General features: G+C 53.4%; 13 protein-coding genes. 3 read left to right on the forward strand and 10 right to left on the reverse strand.

Annotation, left to right across the window (positions count from 1 at the left end; translation table 11 throughout):
• Positions 1 to 48 precede the first annotated feature (48 nt).
• The 5 genes from ACJJID_RS12795 to ACJJID_RS12815 all read right to left on the reverse strand — a co-directional run bounded on the left by ACJJID_RS12795 (position 49) and on the right by ACJJID_RS12815 (position 5,578).
• Positions 49 to 678: a bifunctional 4-hydroxy-2-oxoglutarate aldolase/2-dehydro-3-deoxy-phosphogluconate aldolase gene (locus ACJJID_RS12795; protein ID WP_444919815.1), complete on the reverse strand. Its 630-nt coding sequence runs from the start codon at positions 676 to 678 to the stop codon at positions 49 to 51.
• A 21-nt stretch (positions 679 to 699) separates the two neighbouring features.
• Positions 700 to 1,410 carry a 6-phosphogluconolactonase gene (gene pgl, locus ACJJID_RS12800; RefSeq protein WP_444919816.1) on the reverse strand — a complete coding sequence of 237 codons (711 nt, stop codon included), beginning with the start codon at positions 1,408 to 1,410 and terminating at the stop codon, positions 700 to 702.
• 60 nt (positions 1,411 to 1,470) lie between these two features.
• A complete protein-coding gene (gene zwf, locus ACJJID_RS12805; RefSeq protein WP_444919817.1) occupies positions 1,471 to 2,931 on the reverse strand; it encodes a glucose-6-phosphate dehydrogenase in 1,461 nt (486 codons plus the stop codon).
• A 53-nt stretch (positions 2,932 to 2,984) separates the two neighbouring features.
• On the reverse strand, positions 2,985 to 4,802 hold the full coding sequence (gene edd, locus ACJJID_RS12810) for a phosphogluconate dehydratase (RefSeq protein WP_444919818.1): 1,818 nt from the start codon (positions 4,800 to 4,802) through the stop codon (positions 2,985 to 2,987).
• Between the two features lie 545 nt (positions 4,803 to 5,347).
• On the reverse strand, positions 5,348 to 5,578 hold the full coding sequence (locus ACJJID_RS12815; protein WP_444919819.1) for a hypothetical protein: 231 nt from the start codon (positions 5,576 to 5,578) through the stop codon (positions 5,348 to 5,350).
• A 113-nt stretch (positions 5,579 to 5,691) separates the two neighbouring features.
• Between ACJJID_RS12815 and ACJJID_RS12820 the strand changes: the two genes are divergently transcribed.
• Positions 5,692 to 6,765, forward strand: a complete 1,074-nt coding sequence (locus ACJJID_RS12820; protein ID WP_444919820.1) for a LacI family DNA-binding transcriptional regulator — start codon at positions 5,692 to 5,694, stop codon at positions 6,763 to 6,765.
• 34 nt (positions 6,766 to 6,799) lie between these two features.
• Here ACJJID_RS12820 and nagA read toward each other — a convergent pair whose 3' ends face one another.
• Positions 6,800 to 7,927, reverse strand: a complete 1,128-nt coding sequence (gene nagA, locus ACJJID_RS12825) for an N-acetylglucosamine-6-phosphate deacetylase (RefSeq protein ID WP_444919821.1) — start codon at positions 7,925 to 7,927, stop codon at positions 6,800 to 6,802.
• A 194-nt stretch (positions 7,928 to 8,121) separates the two neighbouring features.
• Positions 8,122 to 9,120: a glucosamine-6-phosphate deaminase NagB-II gene (gene nagB-II / locus ACJJID_RS12830; RefSeq protein ID WP_444919822.1), complete on the reverse strand. Its 999-nt coding sequence runs from the start codon at positions 9,118 to 9,120 to the stop codon at positions 8,122 to 8,124.
• 318 nt (positions 9,121 to 9,438) lie between these two features.
• On the opposite strand from nagB-II, the gene ACJJID_RS12835 reads away from it, so the two are divergent.
• Together ACJJID_RS12835 and ACJJID_RS12840 are read left to right on the forward strand one after the other, a co-directional pair.
• On the forward strand, positions 9,439 to 10,305 hold the full coding sequence (locus ACJJID_RS12835; RefSeq protein ID WP_444919823.1) for a DUF6279 family lipoprotein: 867 nt from the start codon (positions 9,439 to 9,441) through the stop codon (positions 10,303 to 10,305).
• A 154-nt stretch (positions 10,306 to 10,459) separates the two neighbouring features.
• On the forward strand, positions 10,460 to 11,746 hold the full coding sequence (locus ACJJID_RS12840; protein ID WP_152454629.1) for an aminotransferase class I/II-fold pyridoxal phosphate-dependent enzyme: 1,287 nt from the start codon (positions 10,460 to 10,462) through the stop codon (positions 11,744 to 11,746).
• Between the two features lie 60 nt (positions 11,747 to 11,806).
• Here the strand turns inward: ACJJID_RS12840 and ACJJID_RS12845 are convergent, their stop codons facing one another.
• The 3 genes from ACJJID_RS12845 to ACJJID_RS12855 all read right to left on the reverse strand — a co-directional run bounded on the left by ACJJID_RS12845 (position 11,807) and on the right by ACJJID_RS12855 (position 14,929).
• On the reverse strand, positions 11,807 to 13,492 hold the full coding sequence (locus ACJJID_RS12845; protein ID WP_444919824.1) for a lysophospholipid acyltransferase family protein: 1,686 nt from the start codon (positions 13,490 to 13,492) through the stop codon (positions 11,807 to 11,809).
• Complete coding sequence (locus ACJJID_RS12850) at positions 13,489 to 14,280, reverse strand: UDP-2,3-diacylglucosamine diphosphatase (RefSeq protein ID WP_444919825.1); 792 nt, start codon at positions 14,278 to 14,280, stop codon at positions 13,489 to 13,491. The genes ACJJID_RS12845 and ACJJID_RS12850 overlap by 4 nt, the downstream gene beginning before the upstream one ends.
• A 316-nt stretch (positions 14,281 to 14,596) precedes the next feature.
• Entirely contained in the window at positions 14,597 to 14,929 is a 333-nt protein-coding gene (locus tag ACJJID_RS12855; RefSeq protein ID WP_172975496.1) for a DUF1820 family protein, read from the reverse strand.
• Positions 14,930 to 15,009 lie beyond the last annotated feature (80 nt).

The raw sequence follows: 15,009 nt of genomic DNA on the forward strand, positions 1-15,009 counted from the left end.
AGTGCCACCGGATTAATACTGTGGTCGGCACTCAGCGCAGGTACCTAATTACGATTTCAGTGCCGCAGCCTGCTGCGACAGTCGGGTGATCTCGGCCCAGCTTTTCTCCCGCACTAAAGCGCTGGAGGCCATCCAAGAGCCGCCCACACAAACCACGTTATTAAGCGCCAGGTAATCCGCCGCATTATTGGGGCTCACTCCGCCTGTCGGACAAAAGCACACTTCCGCCAATGGGCCGGCAAGGGATTTCAACATGGGCACACCACCAGCAGCCTGGGCAGGGAAAAATTTCTGGTAGCGGTAACCGCGCTCGTAAAGACGCATTACTTCTGAAGCACTAGCGGCTCCGGGCAATAGAGGCACATCGCTTTCGTCGGCGGCTGCCAGTAATTTTTCTGTAGCGCCGGGGCTTACCATAAAGCCCGCTCCGGCATCGACAGAACGGCGCAGGTCATCGCTATTTAATACTGTGCCTGTGCCCACATGTGCCTCGGGCAGGTGTTTGGCAATCTGCTCCACCGCGGCCAGAGCTGCTTCTGTACGCAGCGTAACCTCCAGAACCTTCAAGCCGCCTTTGAGCAAGGCCTCCGCCAGGGGCAGCGCATCCTCAGCCTGTTCGATAACCAACACTGGGACAACGCCAGCAGACTGCAAAATGTCGGCGATATTTTTCTGCATCAATCAATTCCAAATCGTTCGTTAAGGCGCCCAATACACAGTGACCGGTTTCAGCCCCTGCTTGAGAATACTGCGCACCGGCATCTCCAGCTCATCACTGCCGAGCAGGGCTTCCCGATAGACCTTGAGTTTTTCCTCACCGGTAATCAGAAGCTTGATGTTTTTTGCCTGCAAAATAGCGTTTAGGGTTAGCGTCATACGCTCGGTATTGGCACCAGTCACTGCACTCTGTTGCGCAGTGATTGCGCTACACAATTTATCGGAGTCCGGATTTAGTGCTTCAGCAAGGCCCTGTGCATGGGGAAATAAAGAAGCGGTGTGACCGTCATTGCCCATCCCCAGAATGCACACATCGAAGGGGCGCTGCAGCTCGCCATAAGCACGTTCACAGTCAGCTTCACCCTCTGCGGCACTGCTATGCAGATTTTTCATACCCAGCAAGGTGGCCTCGGCGGCATCATTCTGTATCAGGCTGTTTTCAATAAACGCCTGATTGCTACCGCTATGGGTTTTATCTACCCAGCGCTCATCTACCAACGCAGCGGTAATTTGTGACCAGGGCAATGGGCGCTTGGAAAGTTCGCGATAAACCGGTTCCGGAGTGCTGCCTCCCGAGACCAGAAAGGTAGCCTGGCCAGACTCTTTAATGCCTTTTTGCAGTTCGCAGGCACAATCGTGGACCAACGCCTGCACCAGGCGCTCGCGATCAGTGAAAAATTTTTCTTCTGCCATGAATACTTCCATTCATCATTGTGGATCACCGAAAAAAAAGCCGGGTAATCCACGGATTCGTTACTTGGCGTTAAACCAGTGACGACCACTGCGGGCCAGTAATTCATTGGCCTCCTCTGGTCCCCAGCTGCCCGCAGGATAGGGCTTGGGCTGATTGTTGGTTTCACGCCAGTGTTCAATAATCGGGTCTACCCAGGCCCAGGCCGCCGCCACTTCATCGCGGTGAATAAATAGGGCCGAATTATTGGCGGCGGCATCCAGCATTAACCGCTTATAGGCATCACTGCGAAAACTGTCATAAGTGTCGGACAGGGTTAAGTTCAACTCCGCCGGTTGCAGCTCTGTAGTGAGGCTATCCATTTTTTTGGCCATCAGAATCAGCCGGATACTCTCTTCCGGCTGCAGGCGGATAACCAGGCGATTGGGAGTTACATTTCCCGCGCTTTCGTCATAGACGTGGTGAGAAACTTTTTTATACTGCACCACAATTTCTGCACAGCGCTTTTCCATTCGCTTGCCGGTACGCAAGAAAAACGGCACTCCCGCCCAGCGCCAGCTGTCGATATGCGCACGCAGCGCTACAAAGGTTTCAGTGGCGCTGGCACCGTCCGCCAAGTCATCCAGGTAACCGGGCACCTTTTGCCCATCAATTTCTCCGGCCACATACTGGCCGCGCACCACGTTTTCATCCACCAAATCACCTTTCAGTGGACGCAGTGCTTCCAGCACCTTTATTTTTTCTGCACGAATATTTTTCGCCGTCATGGAGTTGGGGGACTCCATAGCGATCAGACACAGCAACTGCAAAAGGTGGTTTTGCACCATATCCCGCAGCGCACCGGTTTCATCGTAAAACCCGGCGCGGCCTTCCAGTCCGACAGTTTCAGAAATACTGATCTGAATATGATCGATGGTTTTTGCATCCCAAAGATGCTCGAACAAAACATTACTAAAACGCAGGGCCAGCAGGTTTTGAACGGTTTCCTTACCCAGGTAGTGATCAATACGAAAAATACTACTCTCAGGGAAATAGCTCGCCATCTTGCTATTGATTTCTTCAGCAGTCTGCGCGTTATAACCAAGGGGTTTTTCCACTACTACCCGGGAATTTTTGCTAATTAATCCTTTCGCTGAGAGGTTTTCACAGCAGGGGCCAAAGACGCCCGGGGGAATGGCCAAATAAAAAATACGCACTCGGTCCGGGTCCGATTCGAGGATATCGGACAAATGCGTCCACTGCTGGTCGGGTATTGAAATATCCAGGGCCACTGGGCGTAGTAACTGACTGAAGCCTGTCCAGATAGAATTACAATACTCACCATCGCGCAAATATTGCTGCAGGGACTGAAGGGCCACATTTAAATATTGATCAGCGTCTTCCTGGCGACGACAAACGGGGAGAATGCGGCAGCCCTCTGCCAGGCTGCCCTCCCGGTAAGCACGATACAGTGCCGGAATCAGCTTGCGCAGGGCAAGATCACCACCGCCACCAAACAACACCATATCAAATGGGTTAGACATAAAATTCGCTCTGAAATCGTTTCTCTTGCACCGCTATATATAAGCGGCACACTTTAATAAAGAATACTGGCACCGCTCTCGGCACCACTGGCAATAGCGCGCATATTAGCGAATAGCTCGCGTCCCATGCCTCGGGCACTGCCCGACAAATCGCACTGCGCAAGTTCGCGCGCATTAAATTCCGCTTCATCCACCAGGACACGCAACACCCCGGCCTCAGCATCCAGCTCCACCAAGTCACCATCGCGTACTTTGGCGATCGGACCACCTTCGACTGCTTCCGGAGACATATGGATTGCCGCCGGCACCTTGCCGGATGCACCGGACATACGCCCGTCAGTGACCAGGGCCACTTTGAAACCGCGATCCTGTAACACCCCCAGGGTTGGGGTCAGCTTATGTAGCTCCGGCATGCCATTGGCTTGCGGCCCTTGAAAGCGCACTACGGCAACAAAATCCCGCTCCAACTCGCCAGCCTTGAAGCGTTTCAGTAGTTCATCCTGGTTGTGCAGTACAATCGCTGGCGCCTTCACTTTGAGATGCTGCGGTTTAATCGCAGAAACCTTAATGACACTGCGGCCGAGATTGCCCTCCAGTAACTGCAAACCGCCGTGATGAGAGAAGGGTTCACTCACCGGACGAATCACCGTGGTGTCGGCACTCTCTTGCGCTGTTGGACGCCAAACCACACCATCACCGACCTCATTTAGGAAGGGGTCCTGACAGTAGGGCTCCAGGCCGGAATCGCCCATTACTGTGTATACATCGCCGTGTAACAGGCCGGCGGCAAGTAGCTCACTAATCAGGAACTGCATACCACCAGCGGCGGCAAAGTGATTGATATCGGCCGTGCCGTTCGGGTAGACATGGCACAACAGAGGCACCACTTCGGAAAGATCCGCCATGTCCTGCCAGGTGATCTGAATTCCGGCCGCGCGCGCCATCGCGATTAAATGCAACGTATGGTTAGTGGAGCCGCCCGTGGAGAGCAGCCCCACAATGCCGTTAACAAAGGCTTTTTCCGTGAGGATTTTTGCGATGGGCGTGTGCTGGCTGGGTTCGGTAATTTTGGCCAGCTGGGCCACAGCCGCTTCGTTCAATGCATCGCGCAGGCCAGTACCGGGATTCACAAAAGAACTGCCCGGCAGCTGCAGGCCCATAATTTCCACCAGCATCTGGTTGCTGTTGGCGGTGCCGTAGAAAGTGCAGGTACCGGCACTGTGATAAGAGGCGCTCTCCGCCTCCAACAATTCGGCACGGCCAACCTTGCCCTCGGCATAGAGCTGGCGAACCCGTACTTTTTCCGCATTGGAAAGCCCGGTGGGCATTGGACCCGCCGGAACAAAGATTGAGGGCAGGTGCCCAAAAGCGAGGGCACCGATGACCAATCCCGGCACAATCTTGTCGCAGATGCCGAGGAACATGGCGCCTTCAAAGACATCGTGGGAAAGGGCTATGGCGGTGGACATGGCGATTACATCGCGGGAAAAGAGGCTCAGCTCCATACCCGGGCGCCCCTGGGTCACCCCATCGCACATCGCCGGCACTCCGCCGGCCACCTGTGCGGTGGCGCCGTGGCGCGACGCCGCCTCTTTCAGGCGTGGCGGGTAGGTGCCATAAGGTTGGTGCGCGGAAAGCATGTCGTTATAAGCGGTGACAATCCCCAGGTTGGGGCCGCGCCCGGAAGCAATAAGTTGCTTGTCCTTTTCTGGAGAAGCTGCAATGGCATGGGCCAGGTTACCGCAGGACAAGTGCTCAGTGGCACGCCCTTCAATATGCGCTTTTTCCACCTGGGCCAAGTACTGAGCGCGAGTTTCCTCACTGCGCTGGATAATGCGCTCGGTAACCGCCTGAACCTTGCTGTGAACCATGACTCTTCCGTATTAATTCTGCTGCGGTGCAGCCTGAGACCGGCACCGATGCCATATTGCGATGACCAAATAGCCACCAGTGATCTTTCTTCCCTGAAAGGGCCTGCGGCAAAAAGTCCCGCCGCTTGACTGGGTTGTAGTGCGGCCCGCGCCCTATCACCCGACTGAAGATGGAGAAACCGGAGAACTCCATTACCCATCTTGTGAAGAAATTGCGCTCCTGCTTCAAGAAGAAATAAAAGAGCACAGTTAGAGCCTATTTGAAGCTCTAAGCACGCACTTTCTTGCCAGAACCAATTTTTGCCGCTGCCCTCCAAGCCCACCAGATACTAGTGGGTCGACAAGAGCTAAACCTCCCCCTTCCTGGTGGAGTAGAGACTTCAGGATCTATGAGAAGTACAGCAGTAATGTCCGGCAAGCTGATGGAGCACATTATGTAGTAAAACTACAAAAAAGATCAAGGGGCCTCTGGTGAGCAATACGATTATCCAGCTGGAAACTGCTAGAACCCCAAAAAAAAGCGCCAACAGTCTCAATATAGAAAATTAAGCGCCATAATACCGATGAGTGCAGGAATAAGTTTTTGGTGTCAAAAGGCAAAAATGTAAGAAAATTACAAAAAGATGAATGATTGATAAGCCTTTTTCACTCACCAGCAGCGCCCACCCGGCCAGCCTTTCCACTAGAAAGAGTGCAAAGCCCCTTTGCGCTGCCCCTGCGCCATATTCAATTGTTGTTAGAATCCGCCGCCAGCCGGGATTCTGAGCAGCTGCCAAACTGTCTACTCCGGGCACTCTCCATTGTTTCGGGTGGCTGGAGTAACAGAGAGAGCGATGAATAGGAGGCCTGCGCCTCCCCACGACGGGTTTTGCAAGAGGGAACGGTGCCGATGAAAGTCACCATTAACGATGTAGCCGAACGAGCAGGCGTATCAATAAAGACTGTTTCGCGAGTCATTAATAATGAACCCTCTGTGCGCGCCAGTACCCGCGAGCGGGTTATGCGGGCGGTAGAGGCACTCAATTACCGCCCCAATTTGGCAGCGCGCAACTTAGCCGGCACGCACACCTATTCCATCGCCTTTATTTATGACAACCCCAATGCCTACTATGTGATCGACATGCAAAACGGCATTCTCGAAGCCTGCCGCGAACAGGGTTACGAACTGCTTATTCATCCAGGCAGTGGCCAAAGAGACACTATCCACGAAGAGCTGCGCAAACTGGTGGAACAAAGCCGGGTTGCCGGGCTGGTGCTCACCCCCCCTTTTTCCGAGACTCAGGAAGTCATCGATACATTGAAATCCCTGGATGTGGAATTCGTGCGGATAATTTCCTCGGAAGGTTGCAGCCAGGGAGAAGAAAATTGTATTGAGATTGATGACGAGGCAGCCTCCTTCACCATTACCCAACATTTGTTGCAGCTGGGCCACAAGCGAATCGCCTATCTTGGCGGCGGCTCTGAACATTTATCCACGCACAGCCGTCTGACGGGTTACAAGCACGCTTTACAAAAAGCAGGCCTACCTTTTGTAAAAGAACTGGTGATTGAGGGCGAGTATTCTTTTGATTCTGGCGTGGCCGGGGCTACCGCTTTGCTGCACTCCGCCAATCCCCCCACCGCTATTTTTGCCGGTAACGATGAAATGGCCGCAGGCGCACTGTTTGCCGCTCGCATGCTAAATATTGAGGTACCACAACAGCTTTCCATCGCCGGCTTCGAAGATAGCCCCTTTTCACGCCAAACCTGGCCCAAACTCACCACCGCCCATCAACCCAACGAAGATATTGCCCGCTGCGCAGCAGAACTGGTGCTGGAACGCATTCAGTGCCGAGGAAGCCAGGAAAAAGAACAGCAAGTAAGAGCAAAGACGGACAGCAATTGTCGCAGCTTTACTCCCACTCTAATCGTGCGGGACTCCAGCGGGCCTGCGGTAGAGGAAGCTATTAACCAACAGATGTAAGGCAGCCTAAAAAAATTAAGGAAAATTCAAAGCGTTAATCACCATAAACCTGGTGCCCCCCTATCCAGGTTTTCTGAACCTGTAAATTCCGGTCCAACAAAATGAAATCCGCTCTGGCACCGGGCGCAATCTTGCCGCTTTGCAAGCCCAGAAATTGGGACGGGTAGAGGCTCGCCATGCGCAGGGATTCATAAATATCCAAATCACACCAATCGCTGATATTGCGCACCGCTCCCATCATATCCAGGTGCGAACCGGCCAGCTCACCGGTACTGGAAGTCAGCTTGTCCCCCTCTCGGGTCACCACCCGATCAAACAGCGGGAAACTTAGCGCATCGCTTCCCACCAGGGACATGGCATCCGTAACTAGCAGCAGTTTTCCGCGCGGCTTGGCCTTGAGAGCCAGGGTAATGGCCTCAGCACTGACATGATGACCATCAGCAATAATGCCGCACCAAGCCTTATCGCAAATTAAGGCAGAACCCACCATACCGGGCTCGCGGGAGTGCAACGGCGACATGGCATTGTACAAATGCGTAAAACCCACAGCGCCAGCCTGTAATGCCGAATGCACGGTTTTACCATCGGCATTGGAGTGCCCCAGGCAAACCCGCACCCCCAGCGAGGCCAGCCTGTGAATATCCTCCACAGGTACAGTTTCCGGCGCCAGGGTAACCACCTTGATGCCCAGATCCCCGCGCTCATAAATTTCCCACTCCTCATTACTGAGAGGGCGGATAAATGACTGCTCATGGGTACCCTTCTTCGGCACACTCAGGTGCGGCCCTTCAAAGTGGATACCGACCACGCCAGGCACCTGCTGACTCAATGCGGAACTGACCGCATTTGCGGCATTCTGCATAACATCGAGGCGGTCGGTAATCAGGGTGGGCAGGAAGGCGGTGGTGCCATAGCGGGCATGGGCTTCAGCCATGGTGCGCAGCCCCTCGACAGTGGGCTCCTGATTAAACAGTACGCCACCGCCACCATTCACCTGTATATCCACCAGCCCAGGTGCCAGCAGTCCATGGAGATAGGGTGCTGAGGACTGCGGGTCTTCACCAATGGAAGCAATGCGGCCGTCATCGCCCACAACTAGGGGCACATCCTCCAGGATTTTTTCGCCCTCAAAAAGTTTTTCTGCGACCAAGGCAAAAGCCACAGCCCCTCCTTAACTCTGACTTACTAAAAAGGGGGTAGGAAAGGATACACTGCGCTCGGGACCGTATGAGGCATGGATGCCGATTACGAGCTTACAGGGATGTATTCACAGCGCGTCTTGAGCGCAGTGTATTCTTTCCTTCTGACCCAGTAGTAACTCTGAGTATTTTTTGTCGTTGGATTTCCGGCAGATTATTACACGGTCTGCGTGACTTTTTTCAGCCCCGCCGGCTCATCGGGGTTAATACCGCGGTTTACCGCCACATGGGCAACATCGATATAAAAGCGCTGCAGCAAGGCCAGGGGCGCGACGCGGGGATGCACCCCTTTGCTGGGCACGTGTAGATTAATCAGGCTTGCCCCCCTATGCACTATGTCATCAATCTGCTCGCTGTGCGCCTTGAATGACTCATCCTCAATAGGGACATTCACTACGGTCAGCTTGTCCTCAACAAGAGTAACCGGTCCGTGTAAAAACTCCGCACTGGAAAAAGACTCCGCGTGAATATTGCAAACCTCCTTCAACTTCAGCGCCAGCTCCCGGGTTATGGCATAACCGGGACCACGCCCGAGCACCACCAAGTTCTGTACTGAGGCCAGATCTTCGGGTCTCAGCTGAATCTCTGCGCACACCGCCGCCTGTAGAGTTTCGGGCAATTTTTCCAGCGCCTCACGAAGCGCTTTGTCTCCACTCCAGCAGGCCACCAGCTGCAAAATTGCCGAGAGCGTGGCCAGATAACTCTTGGTGGCCGCCACCGCCTTCTCCGGGCCCGCCTTCAAGGGAATCAGCAAATCGACGATATCCTTGATTGGCGCCTGTTCATCATTCACCAAAGCCACGGTATAGGCTCCACATTCCTTGGCCATCTTGGCCTGAGCGAGGATATCTGGGCTGCGCCCCGATTGGGAGATCACCAATACCATCGCCCCTTCCAATTTAAGCTGGCGGCCATACACACTGGAAACCGAGGGTGCTGCGGCAAAAGTAGGGGTCCCAGTTTCTATTTCTATCAAATACTTGGCAAAGACACCGGCATGATCGGAAGAGCCACGCCCAACAAGCATGACAAAGCGCGGGGCATGAGCCCGCAAGCGCTCCCCAAGTTGCTCCATGACTTTGGCATTGCTTTGTAACTGCTCAGCAATTCTTGCCGGAGCCTCACGGGCTTCGGCCTCCATGATCGTCGTAGTCATTCCATCATTCACCCAGGCTGCCTATTCCTCCCGCTACAACCGAATTCACCCGCGCTAAACCAAGGAGGATTACAACTATCAGTCTATGTGCTGGCTAGACAGAGTGAGCGGCTGTGATGACTGCAAGAAATGTCATTGTCACCTTTTTTATCTATTCAACCCAGGAGCTGCTATTTATGGATCTGGCAAGGCCCCAGGAGTCCAGCTACACACAAGTCAAAACGAGTAATTTCACGCCATAAGAAGCCGATTACCCGATCATCTATGCTTTCTAATAATTCCCCGGCATCAGTCGGGCAATGCCTATAGGAAAAATCGATGACACAACTGAATGGCACGCCAATACACCATTTTTGGCGTGTTATTGCACTTTTACTCTTCTTACTATTTATCAATAGTTGTTCCAGCATCCAATTTGCCTACAACAATGTGGATTATTGGATTCGCTGGAAAGCCCAGAAATATGTGGAGTTGGACCGCACCCAAAAAAGTGAGCTGCAGGGCGCCCTCAACAGCTTTTTTCGATGGCATCGACAGACCCAACTGCCCCGCTATGCCGACTTCCTGAACAATCTGGCGGAAAGGGTCGATAACGGGGCATTGGAAAACCCACAGTTACAACCTGTCGAAGAGCAGGTCCACCAGTTTTTAGCCGCGGCCAGTGAAAATGCTTACAACCTGATGTTGCCACTGGCGGCGCAGCTCAATGAACAGCAAATCAACCAGCTGCAGGGCAATATGTGGAAAAAAGAGCAGAAGACCCTGGAAAAGTGGCAGCGATCACCGGAAAAAATACAACAAAAGCGAGACAAGATTATCCGCAGGGAAAGTGTTCGCTGGCTCGGTACCCTTACCGAAGAGCAAAAAAACCTGATTACCGCCTGGGTTTCCAAAATGGAATATAGCCCCCTGCAACGCATCGAACAGCGAAGGCTCTGGCAATCAAAAGCCTTCGAATTATTGCGCTCTAAACCCGAGGGATACCTGGAAAAAATCCGCAGCCTGCTGCTCAATCCGGAACAACTCTGGTCACCTGAATACCGTCAGGCCCAGGAGCAGCGCCAACAACAGGCGCAGGTATTGGCAAAAAAAATATTAACCAGCACCAGCCTTGAGCAGCGCCGTCACCTCAGCCGCACCCTCAGGGAGTATGCCCAGGATTTCCACTCACTGGCTAATCAATAAGCGGCCGGAAAACAAAGATAAACAGAGCCGTATACGTGGTTATTCCCCTCACATAACCGCGAAAGAAACCCCTGAAGACTCAGCCATGGGGCTGACGAAACCAGGCTCATACTGCTAAGCTCGCCACCTCTAATGACCAGTCAGGGGACATCACGTGCAAATCGAATCCGCCAGTATTGACCAGTTAGCGGAGTGGGAGAAAGAGCTGAGCACCCACTACGAGCGCATCCGCCAACACGAACTGAATCTGGATATCACCCGCGGCAAGCCTTCAACCGAACAGTTAAATTTATCGGATAAGCTCGACGGCATCCTCTGCAGCGATTACCGCGCCGCCGGCGGAACCGACAGCCGCAACTATGGCGGTTTGATCGGGCTTACCTGTGCCCGTGAACTGGGCGCGGATATGCTTCAAGTGCCCACGGAAGAAGTCATTGCCGGGGGCAATAGCTCGCTCACCCTGATGTATCACGCGGTGTTGACCGGTTACCTGTTCGGCTTTGCCGGCAATACTCCCTGGCGCGAACTGAAAGCGCCGAAATTCCTCTGCCCGGTACCCGGATACGATCGACACTTCACCATCTGTGAACAGTTGGGGATCGGCATGATCAATATTCCCATGAATGCGCAGGGGCCGGATATGGACCTTGTAGAAAAACATATTCGCGAGGACAACGAAATTATCGGCATCTGGTGTGTGCCTAAATATTCCAATCCCAACGGCGTCACCTACAGCGATGAAACCGTAGAGCGTCTGGCGCAACTGGGGCAAATCGCCAATCCGGGCTTTCGTATTTTCTGGGATAACGCCTATGCCGTGCACGACCTGGGCCACTATGTCAGCCTAGCCAGTATCCGTGCGGCCGCTCTGGAAAATGACACTGTGGACTCAGTGCTTCAATTTGCCTCCACCTCCAAAGTGACCCATGCGGGAGCCGGCGTGGCATTTGTCAGCGCCAGCAGCGCCAACCTGCAATCTTTGCAACAGCAGATGCAAGCGATGACTATTGGCCCAGATAAAGTGAACCAGCTGCGCCACTCTCGCTTCTTTACCGAGTTCACCACCCTTAAGGAACACATGCGCAAGCATGCGAATATCCTCAAGCCCAAGTTTGACTGTGTGCTGGAACACCTGCACAAGGGGCTGGGCGATACGGATTTAGGTCAATGGGAAAAACCTGAGGGAGGCTATTTTGTCTCCTTTAACACGCGTCCGGGCTGCGCCAAGGCGGTGGTCAAGCTGGCAGCAGAGGCCGGAGTAAAACTGACTCCAGCCGGAGCCACCTTCCCCTACGGCAAAGACCCTGAGGATAGCAATATTCGTATAGCACCGAGTTTCCCCCCACTGGAAGAACTCGATACAGCCATGTCTGTGTTCGTACTATGCGTGAAACTAGCCAGTGTGCGCCAGAAACTGGAGCAACTGCGAAAGGCGGGATAGCAGCCGGAAATAATTTTGGCAATCAATCAAGAGGGCGGTTCTTATAACCGTCCTCTTGTATTAAGCGGCATTTTCGCTGGAGAGGTAGCGCCGTGCGAACTTCTCATCGGCAAGGTGCAAGTCAACCACCACAAGCCCATCGACGGAATCACAAAAATCCGGATCGACATTAAAGGCGTGAAAGCTGGTTCCACCCGGTTTCGTCAGTGCGGCATATTTTTTGAAAAGTGGTGGTAAAACCACCCCCTCTTCACGCAACACCAACTTTAACTGGCGCATATCTGCGATGGAGTCCCCGGAAAGATCTGGCAGGGGTGCGCCGGATTGCAGAAAGGGCAGGCGCGCATCGCCCAGTGAATTTTGCGGAGCGAAATAATGGGAGAAATATCTTACAATCGCCGACTTGGCCCGCACCGAAAATGTTCCCGGCATAGAGACAGGGCCAAATAAGTAGCGCACATTATTGCGTAAAACCCACTGGCCGATAGCACTCCAAAGCAGGTCTAAACCCTTTCCTCTCCAGTATTCCGGCAGTAAGAAACTGCGGCCCAATTCCGCCGAGCCCGGTAGGCACTGACACGGCGGCGAGGGGTAATTGAACAGGGTACTGCTGTAAATTTCATCCTCCGCCAGGCTCTCGGTGCCAGCAATGCGATAAGCACCAGCTATCTGCTTGAGCTTATGGTCCCATAGCAGCAAGTGGTCATAGTGTGCATCAAATGCATCCCAGTCCCGGCTCTGCCCGGTTCCCTCACCCACTGCGCGGAAGGCCACTTCACGTGTACGCGCCAACTCACGCATTACCGGGCAATCCGGCCTCTGGCGATATAAGCGCACGGAAAAGTCCCCTTGGGCGGTCAGGGCTTCACAGCTCTCTATAATTCTCTCCACCTCGCCACGAGGCTCCGCAGCAGCGATAAGATCGGGACCCAGGGGCGCGGGAGACCGATGTAGCATGTATACATGTTTGCGCCATAGCGCGGCCTGGGCGCGAGGGGTTAGCGGCCAACTGCGAAAATGTTCCGCTTCCAGGGGGCGGCCAATTCGGATATCAATGCCACGACTGGCCTGCTTGAACATTTCTCGAATAAGCCAGAGGGTCGAAAGGGGTTTATTCAGCATCGACAGACCGTAAAACCACCAGGAATTTCTGCCGAGTACTTGCACCGGCAGAATCGGCGCATTCGCCTTCTCCGCGAAGCGCACAAATCCAGGGTTCCAGCGCCCATCACGCACACCCTGGGGACTGAGGCGCGAAACCTCACCGGCGGGGAAAATAATTACAGCCCCACCCTGCCCCAAATAATCGTAAATCCCCTGCACATCCGAACGGCGGGTGCGCCCATTAAAATTATCCACTGGCAAAAAATAGGGGCGCAGCGGATGAATATTCCATAAAAGTTGACTGGCAATTGCACGCACATCCTTGCGCACCCGGGCAACCATATCGATCAAGGCCAGGCCATCCAGGCTGCCCAACGGGTGATTCGCCACAATAATCAAGGGGCCTGTCACTGGCACCCTTTCCAGTTCCGTGGGATTTAATTCATAGCGGAAATTAAGGTCACTAAATAGCTGGCGAATAAAATCTAGCCCTCCCAGATGGGGGTAACGCCGTCCAAACTCTATAATCTGCTCCTCACAACAAATTTTTTTAAGAGTGGCGGAAACCAGTTTCCGTGTTGGCTTTTGCGGCGCTGCGCTATACCAGGCATTTTTTTGCAACAGTGTTTCGAGCTGAATCATGCGGCCACCACCTCTGTCATTATGCTGGCTATTTTGGGGGCCCGGTACCAATGGAGCAGTTCCAGGCTGCCATCTTGTTGTTCTACCACGGCACTCATCGAATCGACCCAATCGCCACAATTGGCGTAGGTCACCGTGCGCTCGCCCTTGTTTTTGCTGCGCAGTGCCGGGCGATGAATGTGTCCACAAATAACCCCATCCATGCCTTTGGCCACTGCTTCACCCACGGCGATATTTTCGAAATCGCTCATCATTTGCCTGGCAGCGCCAACGCGGTTTTTTACCTGGCTGGCCAAAGACCACCAAGGTTTATTGAAACGACTGCGCCAGTAATTAATCCAGCGATTAAATCGCAACATCAGATAGTAGCTGCGATCCCCAATGTGGTAACTGAGCGGATTAATTTTGATGTGGTGTTCAAATTGGTCTCCGTGGGTTACCCAGTAACGTTTACCGCAAGCAGCAGTGTGAATCCAATCGCGCTCGATACGGATATTGCCCAGACGTTTGCCCGCCCAGCTGCGCATGGGGGCATCGTGATTTCCGGGAATATAAATGACTTCCGGGGTGAGACTACTTAACTCCGAAAGCATACCCAGCAACATGGAAGATGCCTGACACCAGGTGCCCTTCCCTTTGGACAGGGCGTACATATCGAAAATATCCCCCACCAGGTAAACCTTGTCAGCACGATTTTGTGCCAGGAAATCTGCTAATCGGTGGGGCTCACTGTCTCTACTACCCAAATGGACATCCGATATCCACAACGCGCGGTAGCGATTGCTCATAGCAAGGTTCCAGCCATTAACCCGTAATCAACTCGCGTAAAGACTGATAATCAGCCTGGCGCGCCAACCTGGCGCCACAGTGGAATTTATCAGTCAATAGCTTGCAAGCCGCGAACAGGCGGGCACTTATTAAATATCAATTAAATACCAATAAGTCCGGTGATCGCCTGCGCTGTCACTTTGCAGCGATTTGATGACAGTCCGGAGGACCTTTATTGAAGCTTATATTGCAGTGAAACCCGGCAGACTGCGAGGGTTTTAGGCGCCCGAATCAGCCTGCCCGAAGGCCCGCTGATCCGGTGAAAAGGATGGCTAATTACTCGGTATCCTGGGGATGGCGAATGGGCGGGGCGAAGGGGAATTTAGCCACTTTATCGCCTTTAACCTCGACAATTTTGCCGGTCCCCTCTTTTTCCACTTCATCGATTCGCACAATGCTGTGCATAGGGATATAGGAACGGGTTACCGAGGCAAACTCAGTTTTCAGCTTTTCTTCGCTAGGGTCCACTACCAGCTGGGCTTTCTCACCGAATACGAACTCCTCGACCTCAATAAAGCCGTACATATCGCTCTGATAAATCGCCCGGGCATAGAGTTCATATACCTGGTTCTGGTTGTGGAAAATCACTTTATATATCGGGTTGGCCATAGGTCTCTCAGGATGGGGAATACCCCGAAGCTCGAAGTTGTTCAGAAAGCGGGCAATGCCCGAAAAAGCGCGCAAGAATA

The organism is Microbulbifer sp. CnH-101-G, assembly GCF_052466775.1.